We start from the raw sequence: 20940 nt of genomic DNA on the forward strand, positions 1-20940 counted from the left end.
ACTACAAATTAAAATCTGATCGTAATTCGTTTGAAGCTTGTTCTACTGCAGCGAGTACAATGTCCAATTTGTCTGTAATATCAACGTCTGTTTTTGTGAATTTTCCCCAATCTTGAACCTCAATTAAATCCTGAAGCACACCAAGTTCAAATAAATCTATTGTTGGTTTCATTTTATGAGCTGCTTGATAGGCTTCTTGATAGTTTTTTTCTGAAACAGCATTTTTTAACCTTTCAGCATCTGGCGGTACTTCTTCCAAAAAAGTTTGAGCTAATGCCAATATAAATTCTTGGTCATCACCTGCTAATTCGCGAACCCTAGATAATTTGTAATGTTGTTCCATTTATTTTACTGTTATTGAAAACATTTGTTTGTTTTCTATGTAACCTTTAAGTTTATCGTCAGCAATTACTTTGCCAACTCCTGCTGGTGTACCGGTAAATATAATATCTCCAATCTTTAAAGTAAAATATTTTGAGATATATTCTATCAATTCATCAATTTTCCAAAGCATATTGGCTGTATTTCCTTGCTGAACTAATATATCATTTTTCTTCAATGAGAAATTTATATTGTTAATATCTCCTATTTCTTTTTTTGGTAACCAATTGCCAATAACTGCTGCACCATCAAAGCCTTTGGCCTTTTCCCAAGGCAAACCTTTTTCTTTTAATTGAGCCTGAATATCTCTAGCCGTGAAATCGATACCTAGGCCAATTTCATCATAATATTTATGTGCAAATTTTTTATCGATGTGCTTCCCTAATCTATTTATTTTAACCAAAATTTCCACTTCATGATGTACATCATCAGAAAAATCTGGTATAAAAAAAGGCTGTTTTTTTAACAATATAGAAGTGTCTGGTTTTAAAAAAACTACTGGATCTTTAGGTTTTTCATTTTCCAATTCTTTAATATGTTCGGTATAATTTCTACCGATGCAGATAAGTTTCATTCTTAATCTAACTTATTATTAAAACTGCGAAGCTTAATAGCTGTTAATACCTTTTTGGTGTATAATGGGAAGTCTGCATTAAGCAACCAACCAAAATAACCGGGTTCTTTTTCTAAAACCTCAATTACCGTTTTGTTTTTGTGCTTACCAAACGAAAAGCATTCTTCTCCTTTTTTATTGTAGGCGATAAAACCTGCAAAATCCGCAAACTTTTTTCTTGAACTGAACTCTGCCAGAAACTTGGAGTTGTTTTCCAATTCGTCATATTTCTCAACCTGCGCTTTTAAGACTTCAAAGGTGGCTTTAGTATCTGCTTCTGCACTGTGTGCATTGTCTAAATCTTTATCACAATAAAATTTGTAAGCGGCACTCAAGGTGCGTTGTTCCATTTTATGAAAAATATTCTGAACATCAATAGCCAATCTGTTTTTCATATCAAAATCTATTTCTGCTCTTAACATTTCTTCCGCTAATAATGGAATATCAAATCTGTTGGAGTTAAATCCTGCCAGATCAGAATCTTTAATCATGACAAATATCTCTTTGGCCAGTTCTTTAAACGTAGGTTTATCTGCAACATCTGCATCAGAAATACCATGAATGGCAGTCACTTCTTTTGGTATTGGCATTTCTGGATTTACCAACCACGTTTTACTTTCTTCATTTCCGCCTGGATTAACTTTTAGGATTGAAATCTCCACAATACGATCTTTAGAAATATTAACACCTGTGGTTTCAAGATCAAAAAAACACAATGGTTTTGTTAAATTAAGGCTCATGCACTACAATTTTGTACAAATGTAATTAGAATAAACAAAACAATGATTTGACTTTATAAGGAAAATAGTTGAACTTTGTTTGACCACTTAAAGAAGCTAAAAAAATTACATCATTACCCACAAGTTAAAAGCAACCACAGTAAAAACACATTCATTGTTGTCTAAAATAAAGAACCATTTTTTGTCAAGTCTCTAAAAAACTTTGACCTTTTGAATATTAATCGTATAATCGCAAAAAGTATGATAACAACAAAACCAATCCTATATTCAGAAATAGTAAACTTAATTAAAGAATTAAATCCTCAAACTATTTCAAACAAGCGTAAAGTAGTTTTACAATTGTTAATTGATTTTATTCAGTCAAAAGTTTCAAAAAATCAAGAAATCCGTATCAACTTTATCTGTACGCACAATTCGCGAAGAAGTCATTTATCACAGGTTTGGGCACAAACAATGGCATATTATTTTGATATTAAAAATGTGTTTTGCTATTCGGGTGGAACAGAAGCTACAGCTCTATTTCCAATGGTTGCAGAAACGTTACAAAATTCTGGTTTTCAAGTAAAAATGATTTCAGAAAGTAACAATCCGATCTACAGCATTAAATACACAGACAACGAGCATCCTATCGTCGGCTTTTCAAAAAAATTAGATGATGTATTTAATCCGAAATCTGAATTTGTGGCAATTATGACCTGCGACTCTGCAAATGAAGCATGTCCGTTTGTTTCTGGTGCAGAAAAACGAATTCCAATAACTTTTGAGGACCCAAAAGCATTTGACAATACACCACAACAAGCAGAAAAATATAATGAAAGAAGTCTTCAAATTGCAACCGAATTGTATTACGTTTTCTCTCAAATAAACTCCTATAAAAAATGGCAACAAAAAAATTAAGTTTTCTTGATAAAAATTTAACCCTTTGGATTTTTATAGCCATGACTTTTGGAGTTGGACTTGGGTATTTCATTCCAACATTCCCGAATATTATTAACTCGTTTAGTAGCGGAACAACAAATATTCCGATTGCCATCGGGTTGATAGTAATGATGTATCCGCCTTTAGCAAAGGTTAATTATGCGTTATTGCCAAAAGTATTTAGAAACACAAAAATCCTTTCTATTTCCCTTATCCTAAATTGGATAATTGGACCTGTTTTAATGTTTGTTTTAGCCATTACTTTTCTACGTGATTATCCAGAATATATGGTCGGCCTGATTTTGATTGGTTTGGCACGTTGTATTGCTATGGTCTTGGTTTGGAACGACCTAGCCGAAGGTAGTAGTGAATATGGAGCAGGTTTGGTTGCATTAAATAGTATTTTTCAAGTTTTTGCGTACAGTTTTTACGCGTGGATTTTTATAACCATTCTACCACCCTATTTCGGGTTTGAAGGTGCAATCGTTGATATTTCAATTGGAACAATCGCTGAAAGTGTAGCCATTTATTTAGGCATTCCGTTCGTAACAGGAATTTTAAGCAGACTCATTTTAGTAAAACTAAAAGGCGAAAATTGGTACACAAAAAAATTTATTCCGGCCATTTCACCATTGACTTTAATTGCATTGCTATTTACCATTATTGTGATGTTCTCGCTTAAAGGAGAGTTAATTGTGGAAATCCCAATGGACGTTCTGATCATAGCAGTTCCTTTACTTATCTATTTTACGATAATGTTTATCATTGGATTTTTCTTTACCAAAGCAACAGGAGCAGAATACGACAAAACAGCTTCAGTTGCGTTTACCGCAGCTGGAAATAATTTTGAATTAGCTATTGCCGTTGCCATTGCAGTTTTCGGACTGAATTCAGGACAAGCATTTGCAGGAGTAATAGGACCATTGGTAGAAGTTCCTGCTTTAATTTTATTAGTTCGAGTTTCTTTTTGGTTGCGAAAAAAATATTATGGAAAAGGCAAGCTGACGGCTCTTAAAAAATAGCTGTTTGGATGCTAACCTGAATTGCTTTTGCTTTTAATTAGAAAAATGCTGTTAAATCTGTCTATTAGAATCCCAAGCCTCCAAATAATCCTTTACAGCCTTTACGAATTGGCCTCCTAAAGCACCATTTACCACGCGATGGTCATAAGAATGCGATAAGAACATTTTGTAACGTATACCAATAAAATCGCCTTCAGAAGTTTCTATAACCGCTGGTACTTTTCTAATAGCTCCTAATGCTAAAATCCCTACTTGAGGTTGGTTGATGATTGGTGTTCCCATAATGCTACCAAAAGAGCCAACATTAGTAACAGTGTAGGTTCCACCTTGTACATCATCTGGATTTAGTTTATTCAAACGAGCTCTATTAGCCAAATCGTTTACTTTTTTGGTCATACCAACCAAATTTAGTTGGTCCGCGTTTTTAATGACTGGAACAATTAAATTTCCATCTTGCAACGCGGTTGCCATACCCAAATTGATATTTTTCTTTTTGATAATCTTATCACCTTGAACTGAAATATTCATCATTGGGAAATCTCGTAACGCTTTGGCTACAGCTTCCATAAAAATAGGTGTAAAGGTTAAGTTTTCACCTTCCTGTTTTAAGAACTGATCTTTAACTTTTTGCCTCCAAGTCCAGATTCTGGTCACATCTGCTTCAATAAAACTTTGTACATGAGCAGAGGTTTGAATCGACTCAACCATGTGATGTGCAACGAGTTTACCCATTCTGGTCATTTCTATAATTTCGTCTTCTCCGCTAGAAATTATAGGAGCAACTGGCTGTTTTATAATGGGTTCTGGTTGAGGAACTGGTTGCGGCTTCTCGGCAGAGTATGAAGTAACAGGAACTTGTTTGTCTCTATTTTCTAAATAAGCAAAAATATCGCTTTTAGTTACACGACCATCTTTTCCCGTTCCTGGAAGCGCATCCAATTCTTGTTGCGAAATACCTTCTTCTTTGGCAATATTCTTAACTAAAGGTGAGTAAAAACGGCCTTCAGTAGAACTTATTGAACTTACTGTCTCAACAGCTTTTGATACCATATCTTCTGCCTGTTGTACACTTTCTTCAACTTGAACAGGTTCTTCATTTTCAGTACTTTGTTCAGTAATTGGAGCAGCAACTTCTTCTCCATTTTGAGTATCTATAATGGCTAACGTTTGCCCAACTTGAACTATTTCATTAATATCGAATAACTTTTCGGTTAAAACACCTTCTACCTCACAAAGTACTTCGCTATCTACTTTGTCTGTAGCAATTTCAAGAACAGCTTCATCAACTTCAATGGTATCTCCTACATCTTTTAACCAAGACGTGATTGTTGCTTCTGCAACGCTCTCTCCCATTTTAGGTAATTTAAGTTCAAATTTTGCCATATATATAATGTAAAGCTATTTTTTTAGTTTCAGAGTGCAAAATTAATAAAAAAAGACGTGTTTTATTAATTATTCTTGATTGATTTAAAAAACAATGACCTCACCTCTACTTTTATTACTGTTACTTCCGATTATAAAATTAGAGTTTTTTGGAAGAATTTTAAACGTTACTAATTTATTTTTTCCAATTGCAGCCATTTGATTAATTATTTCTTTGTACGACATATAGTTGGCATCAAAAATAATTTCGGTGAAATTTTGGACATCGGGCAAAGGAATATTATACATAATAGGTTTATTTAATTTAGAAGATAATTTAACCCAAGTTTTATCCGACAGCAAAGCATATCTATCTATTTGTTTTGTTTCGTCTTGTACATCAGATTTAAACATTTTAGCAAAAAACAAAACCAATGAAACCAAACCATCAAACAACATATTCTTTTTAAAATGTTTTTTATAGAAAATCTTCATCGCACCATAAAAATGTTTAGTATACGTATTGTCTTTTAACGTACTTTCTCCTTTAAAATGAAGAATCGTTGTTTTTCCAAAAAAATAATTATCATAGCTTGATTTTAAAATTTTATAGGATAAGTCTATATCTTCGCCATACATAAAATAGTCTTCATCAAAACCTCCAACTTTTTGATAAATATCTTTTTTAAGCAACATGCAGGCGCCAACTAAAATATCTGCCTTTGCAACATCCTCCTCCTTAATATGGTTTGCATAATAACTACTTGAATTCCCAAATATCTTTTTAATAGAGATCTTTGGTGTAGGAATATTTCGCTTACTTTCTGGTAAAAATTGTCCTGAACCATCTATTAATTTGCAACCAACTATACCAAGGTTTTGTTTAGAATCTGCAAAGTGCATTAACTTTATGAGTGAATCTTCTGCAACAACTATATCTGGATTTAAAATGAGAATGTACTCACCTTTTGAAACTGCTACGCCTTGATTATTTCCTTTGGAAAAACCCAGATTCTTGTGATTCTGGATAAGTGTTACTTCTGGAAAGAGCTTCTTTACCATCTGACAGCTTTCATCTGAAGAATTATTGTCAACAACTATAATTTGTGCCTCTATATCTTTAGCCGCTTCTTGTACACTTTTTAGGCATAGCTCTAAAAAATATCTAACGTTATAATTTAATATGACAACCGAAAGCTTCAAAAAAACTATGCCTTTAATGAAATTTCAAAAGGGATTCTATTAACGATACTTCTACCTAAAGTGATTTCGTCTGCATATTCAATTTCATCACCAACAGAAATACCTCTTGCAATAGTTGATGTAAAGATATTATAATCTTGTATTTGCTTATAGATATAAAAATTGGTTGTGTCGCCTTCCATCGTAGAACTTAATGCAAATATTAGCTCTTTCACATGACCTTGCTTCACTTTTTCTACCAAAGGGTCAATGCATAGTTCGCTAGGTCCAATACCATCCATTGGAGAAATTTTACCGCCGAGCACATGATACAAACCCTTAAAAGAACTTGTGTTTTCTATAGCCATGACATCTCGAACATCTTCTACAACACAAATAATGCTTTCGTCTCTATTTGGATTTGAGCAAATTTCACAAATGTTTAAATCGCTGATATTATTACATGATTTACAAAATTGTATATCGCTTCTCATAGTGCTCAAAGCTTTTGATAATTGTAACGTTTGCTCTTGGGGTTGGCGAAGCAAATGCAAAACCAAACGCAGTGCAGTGCGCTTGCCAACACCTGGTAATTGAGACATTGCATTTACAGCATTTTCAAGTAGTTTTGAAGAGAATTCCATAATTGCGAATTTACAATTTTAGATTTAAGAATTACATTTATAAAGTTGTAATTTGTATTTTGGCATTGAAATAAACTTTTATGACTGCTACGCAAATTCTAATACTTATTGCAGCCTACTTTGGTGTCCTTATTTTAATCTCTCATTTTACAGGGAAAAATGATAATAATGTTGACTTTTTTAAAGCTGGTAAAAAGTCTCCTTGGTATGTCGTTGCCTTTGGAATGGTTGGTGCCTCGCTTTCAGGTGTGACATTTATTTCTGTTCCTGGTTGGGTGGAAAGTTCTCAATTTAGTTATCTGCAAGTTGTCTTTGGTTATATGTTTGGCTACTTTGTTGTAGCTTATGTCTTATTGCCAATATATTATAGGCTCAATGTGACTTCTATATATGAATACTTATTGGACCGTTTTGGAGTTGTAAGTCATAAAACGGGTGCATTCTTCTTTTTCGTTTCTAGAGTTTTAGGTGCTGCCTTCAGGTTGTTTTTGGTGGCTATTGTGTTGCAACAATTTGTATTCGACGAGTGGCATGTGCCGTTTGAGATTACTGTTGTTATCTCAATTTTATTAATTTGGATTTATACCAATAAAGGTGGCATAAAAACTATTGTTTGGACAGACACTTTACAAACTTTATTTATGATTGTTTCAGTGTGCTTGTCTATTTACTTTATCAACAAGGCTATTGGATGGAGTTTTTCAGAGTTTCTTGCTTCAGAAGATTTTAAAGAATATAGTAAAGTTATTTTTACAGATAGCTTTTTAGATAGAACACATTTTATAAAATCGTTTCTAGGCGGAATGTTTATTACTATTTCTATGACAGGTTTAGATCAGGACATGATGCAAAAGAATCTAACATGCAAAACCCTTAAAGATGCACAAAAAAATATGGTGTCTTTTAGTTTTGTGTTGGTTTTTGTTACGGCACTGTTTATGGCTTTAGGAGCACTCTTGTTTATATATTCAAAAGCGAATGATATTACAATTCCATTAATGGATGGTTCTCCAAAAACAGATCTCTTATTTCCGGAAATAGCACTAAATAGCGGTTTGGGTCTAACAGTCGCAGTTACTTTTATGTTAGGTTTAATTGCAGCAGCATATAGTAGTGCAGATAGTGCTCTAACATCATTAACTACGTCTTATTGCGTTGATTTTTTAGATATTGAAAATAGACCCATTGAGCTTCAGAAAAAACTTCGTAAAAAAGTTCATATTATAATGAGTATTGTGCTAGTTTTAGTCATTATAATATTCAAACATGTTTTAAATAAAAATGTTATTGATAGTTTGTTAACTGTAGCTGGTTATACTTATGGTCCTTTACTCGGTTTATTTGCCTTTGGAATTTTTACTAAATTCAAGATTAATGATAAATTAGTTTGGATAGTTGCCTTATGCTCTGTAATCATTACCGCAATTATAGGTAATATACCTTCAGAAAATTTGGGAGGCTATGTTGTAGGTTATGAGCTTTTACCTATTAATGGTTTACTTACTTTTCTTGGCTTAATACTGATTCGTAGCAAGAAGGGTTAATGTACAAGCAACTTCAAAGTGTATTTTATTCTCCTTGAGAAGCTTGTAAAACTTTGAGTTTTCGGTTCCAGGATTAAAGATGACCCTTTTAGGCTTTAATGAAATTATATAATCGTAGTATTCTTTTTGATGTTTTAGACCAACATATAGTGTAACTGTATCAATATTCTTATAATGGTACAATTCTGTAGAAATTTGAATTCCATTAACTTCAGCATTTTTTGTGCCAATGGCAAGGACTTCATGGTTGTTTTTTAATAATTTATGTATTGCCAAATTAGAATATCTATTCCTCTTCTCTGAAGCACCAATAACTAAAGTTTTCTTATTCATTTGTTAAAATTGTTAATCAGTTGTTAAATAAAGTAACGAAATTCAATATTAACCGTCTCTTTGTAAAGTAAAGTAAATACATCAATCAATCAAAAAACAAAACCAATTAAATGAAGAGAATTATCTTATTTAGCTTTATTTTTTTATTATCAGTACTAAAAATTCAAGCAGAAAAAATCACAGACTTTAAAGATGGCATTATTACCGGAATGGTTATAGACGCCGTTTTAAATGAACCCCTACCATATGTAAACATATTAGTGAACAATTCTGAAGGAAAAACTGTGACCGGTGGCATTACAGATGAAGAAGGAGTATTCAAGATTTCTAATATTCCTGAAGGAAGTTACACCATTACGGCACAGTATATAGGTTATAAATCTGAATCTAAAGAAATAACCATTTCCAGAAGAAATTTTAAAATAGACCTTGGCGAAATCTCTCTTACCGAAGAAGCTGAAGGTCTTGATGAAGTAACTGTTGTTGCTGAAGTTTCAACCATACAACAAAAAATAGACAGAAAAGTAGTTAATGTTGGTAAAGATCTAACTACTTCTGGTGCTACTGCCAGTGATATTATGAATAATATTCCTTCAATAAATGTTGATCAACAAACCGGTAACATTAGCATGAGAGGAAACGAAAATGTACGTGTCATGGTAGATGGTAAATTGAGTAATATTCCAGTGGCACAACTTTTAAAACAAATTCCTTCAACATCAATTAAACAAATCGAGCTGATTACTAATCCTTCCGCCAAATACAACCCTGAAGGTATGAGCGGGATCATCAATATAATCCTTCATAAAAATACCAACATTGGCTTCAATGGTAATTTAAATTTAGGACTTACTAAAGAAATTAATGCACGCTTCAATAGTTCTATAGACATGAACTACCGCAATGGCAAATTTAACGTCTATGGAAATTATGGAAATAATATAGGCTACAGCAGTAATTATGGTTTTGTTACTAGAAGCACAGAAAATCTAGATCAAATCTTTACATTTGGAAACAACAATAAGTCTCACCTATACAAAGTTGGGATGGACTTTTACTTGGATGACAAAAACACTTTTTCAGTTTTTACGAACCAAAACTTATATGATGGAAAAGGTTTTGGAAATACACAAATCATTTACGGAACATTTGAAGACAATTCACAAATGTTCAATAATGTTATGGATAATGTTTCTTCCCAGTATAATTTTGTATACCGACACGATTTTGACAAAGATGGAGAGCGTTTGGATTTAGAAGCAGACTATAATGACTTTATTCAAGATGAAAGCGCTAATTTCAGTTTTATAAATTCTCCTTTTCCTCCAAATTATATGGATTTTGTAGACACCAACAGAGATCAAACTACCATTAATGTAGACTATGTAAATCCATTAACTGACAATTCTAAACTTGAAGTTGGACTTGAAGCTAGACTATTTGGTTCAGATATAGATTACATATCTACTGGGCAAAGCTTTGATGAAAATGGAAATGTTATACCTACTCCAGCCACCGACTTTGTTTATGATAGAGATATTTATTCATTTTATGCGACATATGGGAAAAACCATGATACATGGAGCTATCAAGTTGGTTTAAGAGCAGAATCAGTTACTGTTGATAACAATGCTACTCAATTTAATGATGATGGTACTGTAGAAGAATTTCGTTTTGAAAACGATTATTTTAAAGTATATCCATCTGCTTTTCTTACTTACACACCAACTGAAAAAAACTCGTATCAAATTAGTTACAGTCGCCGTGTTGACAGACCTGGCGTTGGACAAGTAAACCCAATTCGTGAATGGAGCACACCATTAGTATCTTCTTATGGAAATCCTGAATTGGAGCCACAATTCACCAACTCTGTTGAAGTAAACTATACGAGAAACCTTGAAAAAGGAAATATAACTGCTGGTGTTTTTTACAGGATAATTGAAGATGAAATAAACAGGTCTTTATTTATAGACAGACTAGATCCAGATTTAGAAAAAGTCATTCTTACCTTTGATAATTTTGACAATACTTCTGCCTACGGATTTGAATTATCGTCAAACTATCGTCCTGCAAAATGGTGGAGTTTAAATGGAAGTTTTGATTTATACTCCCAAAAAACTTCAGGCTTTGCCGAAGAGTTTACCAACCCAGAAGAAGGCACTCATACTATTGACGATATTGTGCAACGAAAAATAGAAGTAGATAACCTGGTTTGGAATGTACGCGTAAACAATAATTTTAAAGCTACAAAAGAATTGACTTTCTCGCTCTTTGGCATGTATCGTGGTACACAACAGGGATTACAGTTTGAAAGAAAACCTATGTATTTTGTAAATACTGGTGTGCGTTACAACTTCATGGAAAACGCAACAGTAAGCTTTAACTACAATGACGTTTTTAATACTATGAAGTTTGAATTTGAAAGTACTAGGCCTTACCCATCATCAGGTGAGTTCAATTGGGAAAGTAATTCATGGTATATAGGGCTCTCATATAGATTTGGTGGCAATAAGTATAGGGCTATTCAACGTAAAAGACGTGACAATAATGAAAAATCTGGTGGTGGCGGATTTATTTAAAGTATACCAATTTAATAACCGGCATAATAATTTGATGGTTAGTGTTTATGCTAGGTTGTTAAATAAGAAAACCCAAAGTAATACTTTGGGTTTTTGTTTTATGTTAAAAATGTTAAAATTGGTTAAAGTTTGATAATCAATGTAATAAAATCGAATTTTTTACGTCTTCATTATATACATACACTATATAAAAACTTTGTATTGTAAAAATTTGAATTAGTCCTCAACAACTCAAAACAACGTTTTAAAATTTAAAGTTAAGTGTTAGTTAGATTAATAGCAAAAGTCTGAAACTAAATCTCCCCAAGTTTCAGACTTTTTTTTATTGATTTCTTTGATTTACCACTTAATAATGACGCTTCCCCAAGTAAAGCCGCTACCAAAAGCCGCTAAAACTACATTATCACCATCCTTTATTTTTCCTTTTTCCCAAGCTTCTGTAAGTGCAATAATGACCGAAGCTGCCGTAGTATTTCCATATTTCATGATATTATTGAACACTTGATCATCACGTAATCCAAATTTTTTCTGAATAAATTGAGCTATACGTAAATTTGCCTGATGAGGAATAAGCATATCAATATCTTCTTTTTTAAGATTGTTTTTTTGTAAGCCTTCCTTTATAACTTCACTAAATCTTACAACGGCATGTTTAAAAACAAAAGTACCATCCATATAAGGAAAATATGAAATGTCTTCACCATTAGATTCTATAATTTCTGGCACCCAATTTCCTATACTTGGAGAAGCAACAATTAATTTATCAGCATACTTACCTTCACTATGTAAATGCGTGGATAATATTCCTCTAGTATTATCTTCTACTCTTGATAGTACACATGCTCCTGCGCCATCTCCAAAAATAACCGAAACGCCTCTACCTCTAGTTGTTTTGTCCAAGCCGTTTGAATGGTATTCGGAACCAACAACAAGAATGTTTTTATACATACCTGTTTTTATGAATTGATCTGCAGTAGCGATAGCATATACAAACCCAGAACACTGATTTCTTACATCAAGTGCGCCTACTGTTTTCATTTCTAACATGTCTTGTATTTGTACACCACATCCAGGAAAATAATAATCCGGGCTCAAGGTTGCAAAAACAATAAAGTCTATATCATCTTTTGTTAATCCAGCTCGTTCTATAGCTATTCTAGAAGCTTTGGCTCCCATTACAGCTGTAGAATCATCTGTGCCCTTTTTAATCCATCTTCGTTCTTTAATTCCTGTTCGCTCCTGGATCCATTGATCATCCGTATCCATCATTTTTGACAAATCATCATTAGTAACAATGTTATCTGGCACGTAATATCCTAATCCTACAATTTTTGAATTATACATAAACTAAATATTAATAATTGGAGTTTTTTTAGCAAATATAAATGAATAGTAAATTTAAGAATAAATTATGGTCTTTGAAGTTTAAAGATGTATTTGTTATAGGTATTGTAATTATTTATATCTTTTAATTCGAAATTGTTTGACTTACAAAAAACCTAAATTAATGGATTACAGTAACAATCGTTATTTCGATTTGTTCAGAAAGCAAAAAGAAAATCAATATAAAGTTGCAAATACTAATTATAAAGGGCGCACAAAAAAGTTAGTTGCAATTAAACACGCTATAGAAGTAACTTACAAAGATCAAATAAGAGAAGCTTTGTATAATGATTTTAAGAAGCCTTTTGCAGAAACCGACCTTACAGAAATCTACCAAATAATTGGTGAAATAAAGCATGCCAAAAAATATTTGAAATCTTGGATGTCTAATCATAAAGTGAGTACACCTTTAGCTTTATTTGGAACCTCATCATGGTATAAATATGAACCTAAAGGCGTGTGTTTGATTATTTCTCCTTGGAACTATCCTCTTAATTTAACTTTTGATCCTTTAGTTTCTGCAATTGCCGCTGGAAATACCGTAATTATAAAACCATCTGAATTAACACCAAATATCTCTAGTGTAATGGCTAAAATCATCAAAGATTTATTTCATGAAAATGAAGTTGCTTTGATTCAGGGTGAAGTAGAAACCTCACAAGAATTATTAAAACTACCTTTTAATCATATTTTCTTTACAGGTTCACCAAAAGTTGGAAAGATTGTCATGGAAGCTGCTGCCAAAAATTTAAGTTCTGTTACATTAGAACTTGGAGGAAAATCACCAACAATAATTGACGAAACGGCAAATATCAAATCAGCTGTTAAAAAAATAGTTTGGGGCAAATTTTTAAACAATGGGCAAACCTGTGTTGCTCCCGATTACATCTTAATTAATGAAACTATTAAAGATGATTTTATTCAAAGTTTTAAAACACAATTAGAACATTTTTTTACTAAAGATGTCATTAATTCAAATTCCATTTGTCGAATTTTGAATTCAGACCATTTTGATAGACTCATAAACCATTTAGAAAATGCAAAATCCAAGAATGCAACTATTGAAATTGGTGGAAAAAGTGATTCTGACAAAAATTTTCTAGAACCTACGGTTATCTCAAACTTACCTGAAGATGCATCTTTATTAGAGAGTGAGATATTTGGCCCTATACTTCCAATTAAAACTTACAAAACTCTTTATGAAGCAATAAACTATATCAATTCCAAAGAAAAGCCATTATCTCTTTACATATATAGCAGTAACAAAAAAAATATTGATTTTATTTTAAATAATACAAGAGCTGGAACTACATGCATTAACAACAATTTATTGCAAGCTTCTAATCATTATTTACCTTTTGGTGGCTCCAATAATAGTGGCATGGGTAAGTCTCATGGCTTTTTCGGTTTTCAAGAATTTTCCAATACACGAGCTATATTAAAACAAAACTTTAAAGGTTTTATTGAGAATTTTTATCCACCATACACTAGTGCTAAACAAAAATTAATTGATTTGACCATTAAATGGTTTTAGACATCAGTTTTAAAAGCCATTTGGCCTATTATCTTCCCTTTTCAGTGTCAGTTTGTCACATTTTCTAAATTGGCATTTTTGTTGCCATTCCTTTGAACAGAATTATAAATCATATTAAAACTTAAAATATTATGGCAAAAGGAAATATCAATGTTTCAGTAGAAAACATCTTCCCTTTAATTAAAAAATTCCTGTACAGCGATCATGAAATCTTTTTACGCGAGCTTATAAGTAATGCGACAGATGCAACTATGAAGTTGAAACATCTTACTAATATTGGTGAAGCCAAAGTAGAATATGGTAATCCACAAATTGAAGTTAAGGTAGATAAGAAGAAAAAACAACTTCATATCATAGATCAAGGTATTGGTATGACGGCTGAAGAAGTTGAAAAATACATCAATCAAATCGCTTTTTCTGGTGCTGAAGAATTTCTAGACAAATACAAAGACAAAGTTGACGATGCTGGAATAATTGGGCATTTTGGACTTGGGTTTTATTCGGCATTCATGGTTGCTGACAAAGTTGAAATCATTACAAAATCTTATAAAGACGAACCAGCAGCACATTGGACATGCGATGGTTCGCCAGAATTTTCATTGGTTAAGGCCAAGAAAAAAGAAAGAGGCACTGAGATCATTCTACATATTGCTGATGATGAAAAAGAATTTCTTGAAGAATCAAAAATTCGTGAACTTTTATTAAAGTATAATAAGTTTATGCCTATTCCAATCAAGTTTGGAACCAAAGAAATAAACGATCCTAACTTTACTCCAAAAACTAAAAAAGACAAAGACGGTAAAGAAACAACAGAACCTCATAAAAAAATTACCGTTAATGATATCATTAACAACACAAATCCAGCATGGACAAAACAACCAACGGATTTAAAAGATGAAGATTACAAAGACTTCTATCGCGAGTTGTATCCAATGCAGTTCGAAGAACCTTTATTCAACATTCACTTGAATGTAGATTATCCATTCAACTTAACAGGCATCTTGTATTTCCCAAAGATGACCAACGATTTAAACATTCAGAAAGACAGAATTCAACTGTATCAAAATCAGGTTTTTGTAACCGATAACGTTGAAGGAATCGTACCAGAATTCTTAACCATGTTAAGAGGTGTAATTGATTCGCCAGATATTCCATTAAATGTATCTCGTAGTTACTTACAAGCCGATGGAGCTGTTAAGAAGATTTCCTCTTACATTACAAGAAAAGTGGCGGATAAGTTGAAATCACTTTTCAATAATAATCGTGAAGATTTTGAGAAAAAATGGGACGACATCAAAATTGTCATCGAGTACGGTATGCTTTCTGAAGAAAAATTCTTCGAAAAAGCTGATGATTTTGCTTTGTACCCAACAGTAGATGGTAAATATTACATCTATGACGAATTATATAACAAAATAAAAGCCAAACAAACAGACAAGGACGATAAGCTTGTTATTCTGTATGCTTCAGATAAAGATGCTCAACACAGTTATATAGAAGCTGCAAAAGCCAAAGGGTATGAAGTCTTATTTTTAGATTCTCCTATTGTCTCTCACTTAATGCAGAAATTAGAAACTACAAAGGAAAAGATTTCTTTTGCTAGAGTTGATGCAGACCATATTGATAATTTAATTAAGAAAGAAGATACTAAAATTTCTAAATTATCTGATGAACAGAAAAAACAACTGGATGAACTATTAAAAGAAGTCATCCCTTCAGAAAAGTTTATGGTTCAATTAGAACCAATGGATAGTACTGCATCTCCTTTTATAATTACGCAGCCAGAGTTTATGCGTAGAATGAAAGAAATGCAACAAACTGGAGGTGGTGGCATGTTTGGTATGGGCAATATGCCAGACATGTACAACTTGGTCGTGAATACAAATCACGAATTAGTTAATGAAATTATTAATACCAAAACTAGAAAGAAACAAGAACGCTTAATAAATCAAAGTTTAGATTTAGCACGTTTATCTCAAGGTTTGCTTAAAGGTGAAGAATTAACCAATTTCATTAAGCGTAGTTACGAAATGATAAAATAGTTGACGCGCTGAAAATATTCAGCATCCTATTATATATAAAACCACTTCAAATTAGAAGTGGTTTTTTTATACTCATTTAAAAAGGCGTTTTATTCACTAAAAAAAACAGCATTCAATAAATGTATTATTTAACAGACAAATTCAAACAAAATGATGTTATGATGTATAATTAAATGTTGAAAACGATATTGTTACAACCTATACAATAGAAATAACTAAAAGTTAAATAATTGTGAAAGACATATAATAGTTTTCTCAGGATAATTAACTTGAATGCATAACAAGATTAAGTATCTTTAAAAATGATGAAATTGCTAAAAATTGCATTAATATTATTCACGTGTTTTAGTTCTTACAACTGTTCCAACAATACTTCAAAAGCTGAAGCGCCAAGTGAAACCTATATTGATGTCAATTTAAATATTGATAATCTAGACGACACAGATTACAATATTCTGTTTATTGGCAACAGTCTTACTTATACAAACAACCTACCCAAATTAATAAAGCAAAAAGCAAGTGAAAAAGGCATAAACCTTGGTATTAAAACAATTGCAAAGCCCAACTATGCTATTTTAGATCATTGGGCAGAAGGTGATGTACAACAATACATTAAAAGCAAAAAATTCGACTATGTAATTATACAGCAAGGACCTTCCTCACAACAAGAAGGCAGAGAGATGCTTATTGAAGGTGGAAAAAAATATGCTGAATTATGTGCTGCAAATAATACAAAACTCTGCTACTTTATGGTTTGGCCTTCATTAACGTACTACTATACTTTTGATGATGTTATAAAAAATCATGAAGACGCTGCATCAATAAATAATGCCATTTTATGTCCTGTTGGTATCATCTGGAAAGACCATTTTGATGCTACGAACGAATTTGATTATTATAGTTCAGATGGATTTCACCCTTCATTATTAGGAAGTCAAATTGCAGCCAATGTTATTGTGGCTACCCTTTTCAACTAGTCAAGTATCCAAAAACATTTAACTTATATACTACTCCTTTAACTTGCTTTTCTGTGGTTAATATAAACCGTTTCTCTTGTGTAACTTTTGTTACATAACCTACTGATATTTATCATATTAAATCATCACATAACGAGGTAATTTTATAATCCATTAAAAGGGGAAATAATCAAACAATATTTTAAATATATGTTTATAAAATAAAAATATCATGAGAACAATTTTATTAAAATTATGTGTCTTACTATTTAGCACTTCACTAATCGCACAAAGTGGTCATGTTTTACAAGGTGTAGGATCAGTAAATATGTCGATGGGTGGTGCTGCAACTGGGCAACCTCTGGACATTTCAGGTGCTTTACAATGGAATCCAGCATCTATTTCAACATTTGACGAAACCGTATTAAGCTTTGACATTGGATTATTCTTTTCTTCTCCAGTATTATATTCTACTGTTCCAGAATTCGATAATATGGGACAGCCTACAGGAAATTTCTTTTCTGGAAAAACAAAAGATGATAGAGGAACATCACCAATGCCAGCATTGTCTGTTGTTTGGAGTAAAGAAAACAGCAAACATACTTTTGGTGCTTCAGCATTTGGCATAAGTGGTTTTGGTGTTACTTTCCCTGAAAGTATGACCAATCCAATAAATATGCCTCAAAGTATGGGTGGCTTTGGCAGAGTAGAATCAGATTATATTTTACTCCAAATAGGTTTTGCTTGGGCCTACCAATTATCAGATAATTTTTCTATCGGTGTTCAACCCAATTTCGATTATGCAACATTAGAGTTAATGCCTAATCCAACGGCTAATCCAAATATGGCTGGTTATCCATCGACCGATAAAGCTGCAGCAACTGGTTTTGGAGCACAATTTGGAATATTCTATGATTCCCATAAAGGATTTAAAGCTGGTGCGTCATATAAAACAACACAGTCGTTTAGTGATTTCGAGTTTGATAATACCTATTTAGATGATTCTAAAAGTAAAAATGAATTTAACATGGATTACCCTGCAATCTTTTCTGTAGGTGTAGGCTATTCCCAAACTAATTTTGATCTAGCATTGGATTATAGATATGTTGATTATGAAAATACAGACGGATTTTCCACAGCAGGATGGACTCAATCCGCTTCAGTAAAAGGATTTGGTTGGGAAAGTATTTCAATAATATCAGCTGGAATACAATATAAAGGCGTTAATAAGCTCCCTATTAGATTGGGATATACATATAATACAAATCCTATCAGTTCAGATGTTGCTTTTTTTAATATACCAGCAACCGCAATTAATCAAAATGCTTTTCAAGTAGGACTTACTTATCAAGTTAATGATAATTTTAATTTGAACGCAGTTTACCATCATGGCGCTAGTGAAGGCAAAACATCTGGCCCACTACTTAATCCAATGTTTGCACAAAGTTTTCCTCCTTATGGAGCAATCCCTCAAAGTGATGTCTCTTACGACATGACTACAGATTTGATCATGGTAGGATTTAACTACACATTTAAGAGTAAAGAGAAAGAAAATATAGATAATAAAAATCAATAAAATGAAAGAGTTACTCATATTAGGAGCAGGAACGTCTGGAACAATGATGGCTAATCATTTACGAAGAGCTTTACCAAAAAAAGCTTGGAACATAACAATCGTAGATCAAGAAAAAACACATTATTATCAGCCAGGTTTCTTATTCCTGCCTTTTGACCTTTATAAAACAAAAGATGTCAAAAAGAAAATTGATAAGTTTATTCCTAAAGGAGTAAATCTTATTCAGGAAAAAATAAATCGAATTGATAAAGATAACGATACTGTAATTCTAAAAAACAATAAATCTCTTGAGTACGATATTTTAATCATTGCAACTGGAACCAATATTGCTCCTCAAGAAATTGAAGGTATGTTAGGCAATCATTGGCATAAATCTGTTTTTGATTTTTACACCTTTGAAGGTGCTCGAAATTTACGGAACAAATTAAGAACCTGGAAAGGTGGTAAACTTGTTGTTCATATTGCTGAAATGCCAATTAAATGCCCTGTTGCTCCATTAGAATTCGCATTTTTGGCAGACTCCTATTTTATTAATAAAGGCATAAGAGAAAAAGTAGATATTACTTTTGTAACACCAATGTCTGGCGCATTTACAAAACCAAAAGCCACAGAAGCACTTGAATATTTATTAAAACAAAAAAACATTAAAGTAGTTCCCGATTTTAATATAGAGCATGTTGATGGAGAAAATAAAAAGATTGTAGACTACGCAGAGCAAGAAGTGGAGTACGATCTTTTAGTCACAGTTCCTACAAATATGGGAGATGAAATGATAGAACGTTCTGGTTTTGGAGACGAATTAAATTATGTCCCAACCGATAAAGCTACACTTCAAACAATGGTAAAAGATAATATCTTTGCTATTGGAGATGCCACCAATATTCCAGCATCTAAAGCTGGTTCTGTAGCTCACTTTGAAGCAGAGATTCTAACAGAAAACATAAAACGTTTTATCAAAAGTAAAGAACTTAAAAAAGAGTTTGATGGTCATGCCAACTGCTTTATTGAAACTGGACATGGCAAAGCTTTACTTATAGATTTCAATTACACTCAAGAACCTGTAAAAGGAACATTCCCTTTTGCTGGCATCGGACCTTTAAGCCTATTAAAAGAAACTTACATGAATCACATGGGTAAGTTAGCATTCCGTTGGATTTATTGGAATATGCTCATAAAAGGAAAACATATTCCATTTGTATCTGCAACTATGGATACAGCTGGAAAACAAATAGAAGAAGCAGTTTAATAATTATATAAATTTTAAAAATCATGGAAAAAACATATGCAAACGTTATTATAGATTGTAATGACGAAGGATACTTAAAAAATTTTCAGCAATGGAATCAAGAAGTTGGATTGGAAATAGCAAATGAAGAAGGCATCGCAATGACAGGCAGACATTGGGAAGTTATTGAATACCTTCAAGATCAATACAGAAAAGAAGTGCCATTAAGTATTAGAAAAATTGGTAAAAGTGGTGTGGTAAGCATTAAGGAATTTTATCAATTGTTCCCTAAAGGACCTTTGAAAATTTCCAGTAAAATAGCTGGAATTCCAAAACCTGTGAGTTGTATATAATTAAATTATTTAAAATACTAATAAAATGGAAAATACTATAGAGAGTCCGGTAAATAAAAAAGTGGACGAAAAAAAGCCAATTAAAAAAATGATGCTCATATTGTCTAAAGCAACCATAGATAATGTATATGCTTGCTTTATATTGGCAAACGGAGCCAGAATGGAAGGTATAGAGTCTGAAATTTTCTTTACATTTTTTGGATTAGAAGCTATTACAAAAAAGAAACTGGAGCATTTACATGTTGCAACAGTAGGAAATCCTGGTATGCATATACCTACCATGCTTGGTGGTCTTCCAGGAATGGAAGCTTTGGCAACCAAAATGATGAAATCTGAAATGGAAAAACTTGATATTCCGCCAGTAGGTGAGTTTTTAGAAATACTAGCAGCCTCTGGAACCAAACTTTGGGCCTGTAAATTAGCAATGGATATGTTCCATTTGGATAAAGATAAATTAATAGATGATCTAGATGGTGTATTAACTGTCGGAGATTTTTACGCTAGGGCACAAGGTGATGGTACACACCTACTCTTTATTTAGTTAGTTGGTCTA

At 32.5% G+C, this 20940-nt stretch carries 19 protein-coding genes; 11 read left to right on the forward strand and 8 right to left on the reverse strand.

Annotated features, from left to right (window positions below; all coding sequences use genetic code 11):
* Position 1: 1 nt before the first annotated feature.
* From AAFP94_RS05180 to AAFP94_RS05190, 3 genes are read right to left on the reverse strand one after another with little or no spacing between them, the layout of a single operon-like run.
* Positions 2 to 343: an Hpt domain-containing protein gene (locus tag AAFP94_RS05180; protein WP_316661424.1), complete on the reverse strand. Its 342-nt coding sequence runs from the start codon at positions 341 to 343 to the stop codon at positions 2 to 4.
* The gene (locus AAFP94_RS05185; RefSeq protein WP_316661425.1) at positions 344 to 955 is read right to left on the reverse strand and encodes a fumarylacetoacetate hydrolase family protein; all 612 of its coding nucleotides are present in this window, start codon (positions 953 to 955) and stop codon (positions 344 to 346) included.
* Positions 956 to 957: 2 nt separating this feature from the next.
* Positions 958 to 1734, reverse strand: coding sequence for a 3'-5' exonuclease (locus AAFP94_RS05190; RefSeq protein WP_316661426.1), 777 nt, complete (start codon positions 1732 to 1734; stop codon positions 958 to 960).
* A 240-nt stretch (positions 1735 to 1974) separates the two neighbouring features.
* Between AAFP94_RS05190 and AAFP94_RS05195 the strand changes: the two genes are divergently transcribed.
* Together AAFP94_RS05195 and arsB are read left to right on the forward strand one after the other, a co-directional pair.
* Complete coding sequence (locus tag AAFP94_RS05195; RefSeq protein ID WP_316661427.1) at positions 1975 to 2631, forward strand: low molecular weight phosphatase family protein; 657 nt, start codon at positions 1975 to 1977, stop codon at positions 2629 to 2631.
* Positions 2613 to 3674 carry an ACR3 family arsenite efflux transporter gene (gene arsB, locus AAFP94_RS05200; RefSeq protein WP_316661428.1) on the forward strand — a complete coding sequence of 354 codons (1062 nt, stop codon included), beginning with the start codon at positions 2613 to 2615 and terminating at the stop codon, positions 3672 to 3674. Before AAFP94_RS05195 ends, arsB begins: the two co-directional genes overlap by 19 nt.
* Positions 3675 to 3725: 51 nt before the next feature.
* On the opposite strand, the gene AAFP94_RS05205 is transcribed toward arsB, so the two are convergent.
* The 3 genes from AAFP94_RS05205 to recR form a co-directional block, all read right to left on the reverse strand.
* Positions 3726 to 5057: a dihydrolipoamide acetyltransferase family protein gene (locus AAFP94_RS05205; RefSeq protein ID WP_316661429.1), complete on the reverse strand. Its 1332-nt coding sequence runs from the start codon at positions 5055 to 5057 to the stop codon at positions 3726 to 3728.
* A gap of 84 nt (positions 5058 to 5141) precedes the next feature.
* Entirely contained in the window at positions 5142 to 6239 is a 1098-nt protein-coding gene (locus tag AAFP94_RS05210; protein WP_316661430.1) for a glycosyltransferase family 2 protein, read from the reverse strand.
* 5 nt (positions 6240 to 6244) lie between these two features.
* Entirely contained in the window at positions 6245 to 6862 is a 618-nt protein-coding gene (gene recR, locus AAFP94_RS05215) for a recombination mediator RecR (protein WP_316661431.1), read from the reverse strand.
* Between the two features lie 80 nt (positions 6863 to 6942).
* Here recR and AAFP94_RS05220 point away from each other — a divergent pair, with 80 nt between their 5' ends.
* The gene (locus tag AAFP94_RS05220; protein ID WP_316661432.1) at positions 6943 to 8406 is read left to right on the forward strand and encodes a sodium:solute symporter; all 1464 of its coding nucleotides are present in this window, start codon (positions 6943 to 6945) and stop codon (positions 8404 to 8406) included.
* Here the strand turns inward: AAFP94_RS05220 and AAFP94_RS05225 are convergent.
* The gene (locus AAFP94_RS05225; protein WP_316661433.1) at positions 8377 to 8739 is read right to left on the reverse strand and encodes a CoA-binding protein; all 363 of its coding nucleotides are present in this window, start codon (positions 8737 to 8739) and stop codon (positions 8377 to 8379) included. The genes AAFP94_RS05220 and AAFP94_RS05225 overlap by 30 nt on opposite strands.
* Positions 8740 to 8849: 110 nt before the next feature.
* On the opposite strand from AAFP94_RS05225, the gene AAFP94_RS05230 reads away from it, so the two are divergent.
* Positions 8850 to 11318 (forward strand): TonB-dependent receptor domain-containing protein, encoded by a 2469-nt coding sequence (locus AAFP94_RS05230; RefSeq protein ID WP_316661434.1) that lies wholly within the window; start codon positions 8850 to 8852, stop codon positions 11316 to 11318.
* 339 nt (positions 11319 to 11657) lie between these two features.
* Here AAFP94_RS05230 and AAFP94_RS05235 read toward each other — a convergent pair whose 3' ends face one another.
* A complete protein-coding gene (locus tag AAFP94_RS05235) occupies positions 11658 to 12662 on the reverse strand; it encodes a 3-oxoacyl-ACP synthase III family protein (RefSeq protein WP_316661435.1) in 1005 nt (334 codons plus the stop codon).
* Positions 12663 to 12825: 163 nt separating this feature from the next.
* Here AAFP94_RS05235 and AAFP94_RS05240 point away from each other — a divergent pair, with 163 nt between their 5' ends.
* The 7 genes from AAFP94_RS05240 (at position 12826) to AAFP94_RS05270 (ending at position 20928) form a co-directional block, all read left to right on the forward strand.
* The gene (locus AAFP94_RS05240; RefSeq protein ID WP_316661436.1) at positions 12826 to 14235 is read left to right on the forward strand and encodes an aldehyde dehydrogenase family protein; all 1410 of its coding nucleotides are present in this window, start codon (positions 12826 to 12828) and stop codon (positions 14233 to 14235) included.
* A gap of 131 nt (positions 14236 to 14366) precedes the next feature.
* A complete protein-coding gene (gene htpG / locus AAFP94_RS05245) occupies positions 14367 to 16277 on the forward strand; it encodes a molecular chaperone HtpG (RefSeq protein WP_316661437.1) in 1911 nt (636 codons plus the stop codon).
* A 302-nt stretch (positions 16278 to 16579) separates the two neighbouring features.
* Positions 16580 to 17254, forward strand: a complete 675-nt coding sequence (locus AAFP94_RS05250) for an SGNH/GDSL hydrolase family protein (RefSeq protein WP_316661438.1) — start codon at positions 16580 to 16582, stop codon at positions 17252 to 17254.
* Positions 17255 to 17465: 211 nt separating this feature from the next.
* A complete protein-coding gene (locus tag AAFP94_RS05255) occupies positions 17466 to 18809 on the forward strand; it encodes an OmpP1/FadL family transporter (RefSeq protein WP_316661439.1) in 1344 nt (447 codons plus the stop codon).
* Position 18810: 1 nt separating this feature from the next.
* Complete coding sequence (gene sqr / locus AAFP94_RS05260; RefSeq protein WP_316661440.1) at positions 18811 to 20055, forward strand: type III sulfide quinone reductase, selenoprotein subtype; 1245 nt, start codon at positions 18811 to 18813, stop codon at positions 20053 to 20055.
* A 23-nt stretch (positions 20056 to 20078) separates the two neighbouring features.
* Positions 20079 to 20387, forward strand: coding sequence for a TusE/DsrC/DsvC family sulfur relay protein (locus tag AAFP94_RS05265; protein ID WP_316661441.1), 309 nt, complete (start codon positions 20079 to 20081; stop codon positions 20385 to 20387).
* Positions 20388 to 20412: 25 nt separating this feature from the next.
* Positions 20413 to 20928: a DsrE/DsrF/DrsH-like family protein gene (locus tag AAFP94_RS05270; protein ID WP_316661442.1), complete on the forward strand. Its 516-nt coding sequence runs from the start codon at positions 20413 to 20415 to the stop codon at positions 20926 to 20928.
* Positions 20929 to 20940: the final 12 nt, after the last annotated feature.

This window comes from Gilvirhabdus luticola (genome assembly GCF_040117515.1).
Taxonomy (GTDB): domain Bacteria; phylum Bacteroidota; class Bacteroidia; order Flavobacteriales; family Flavobacteriaceae; genus Gilvirhabdus; species Gilvirhabdus luticola.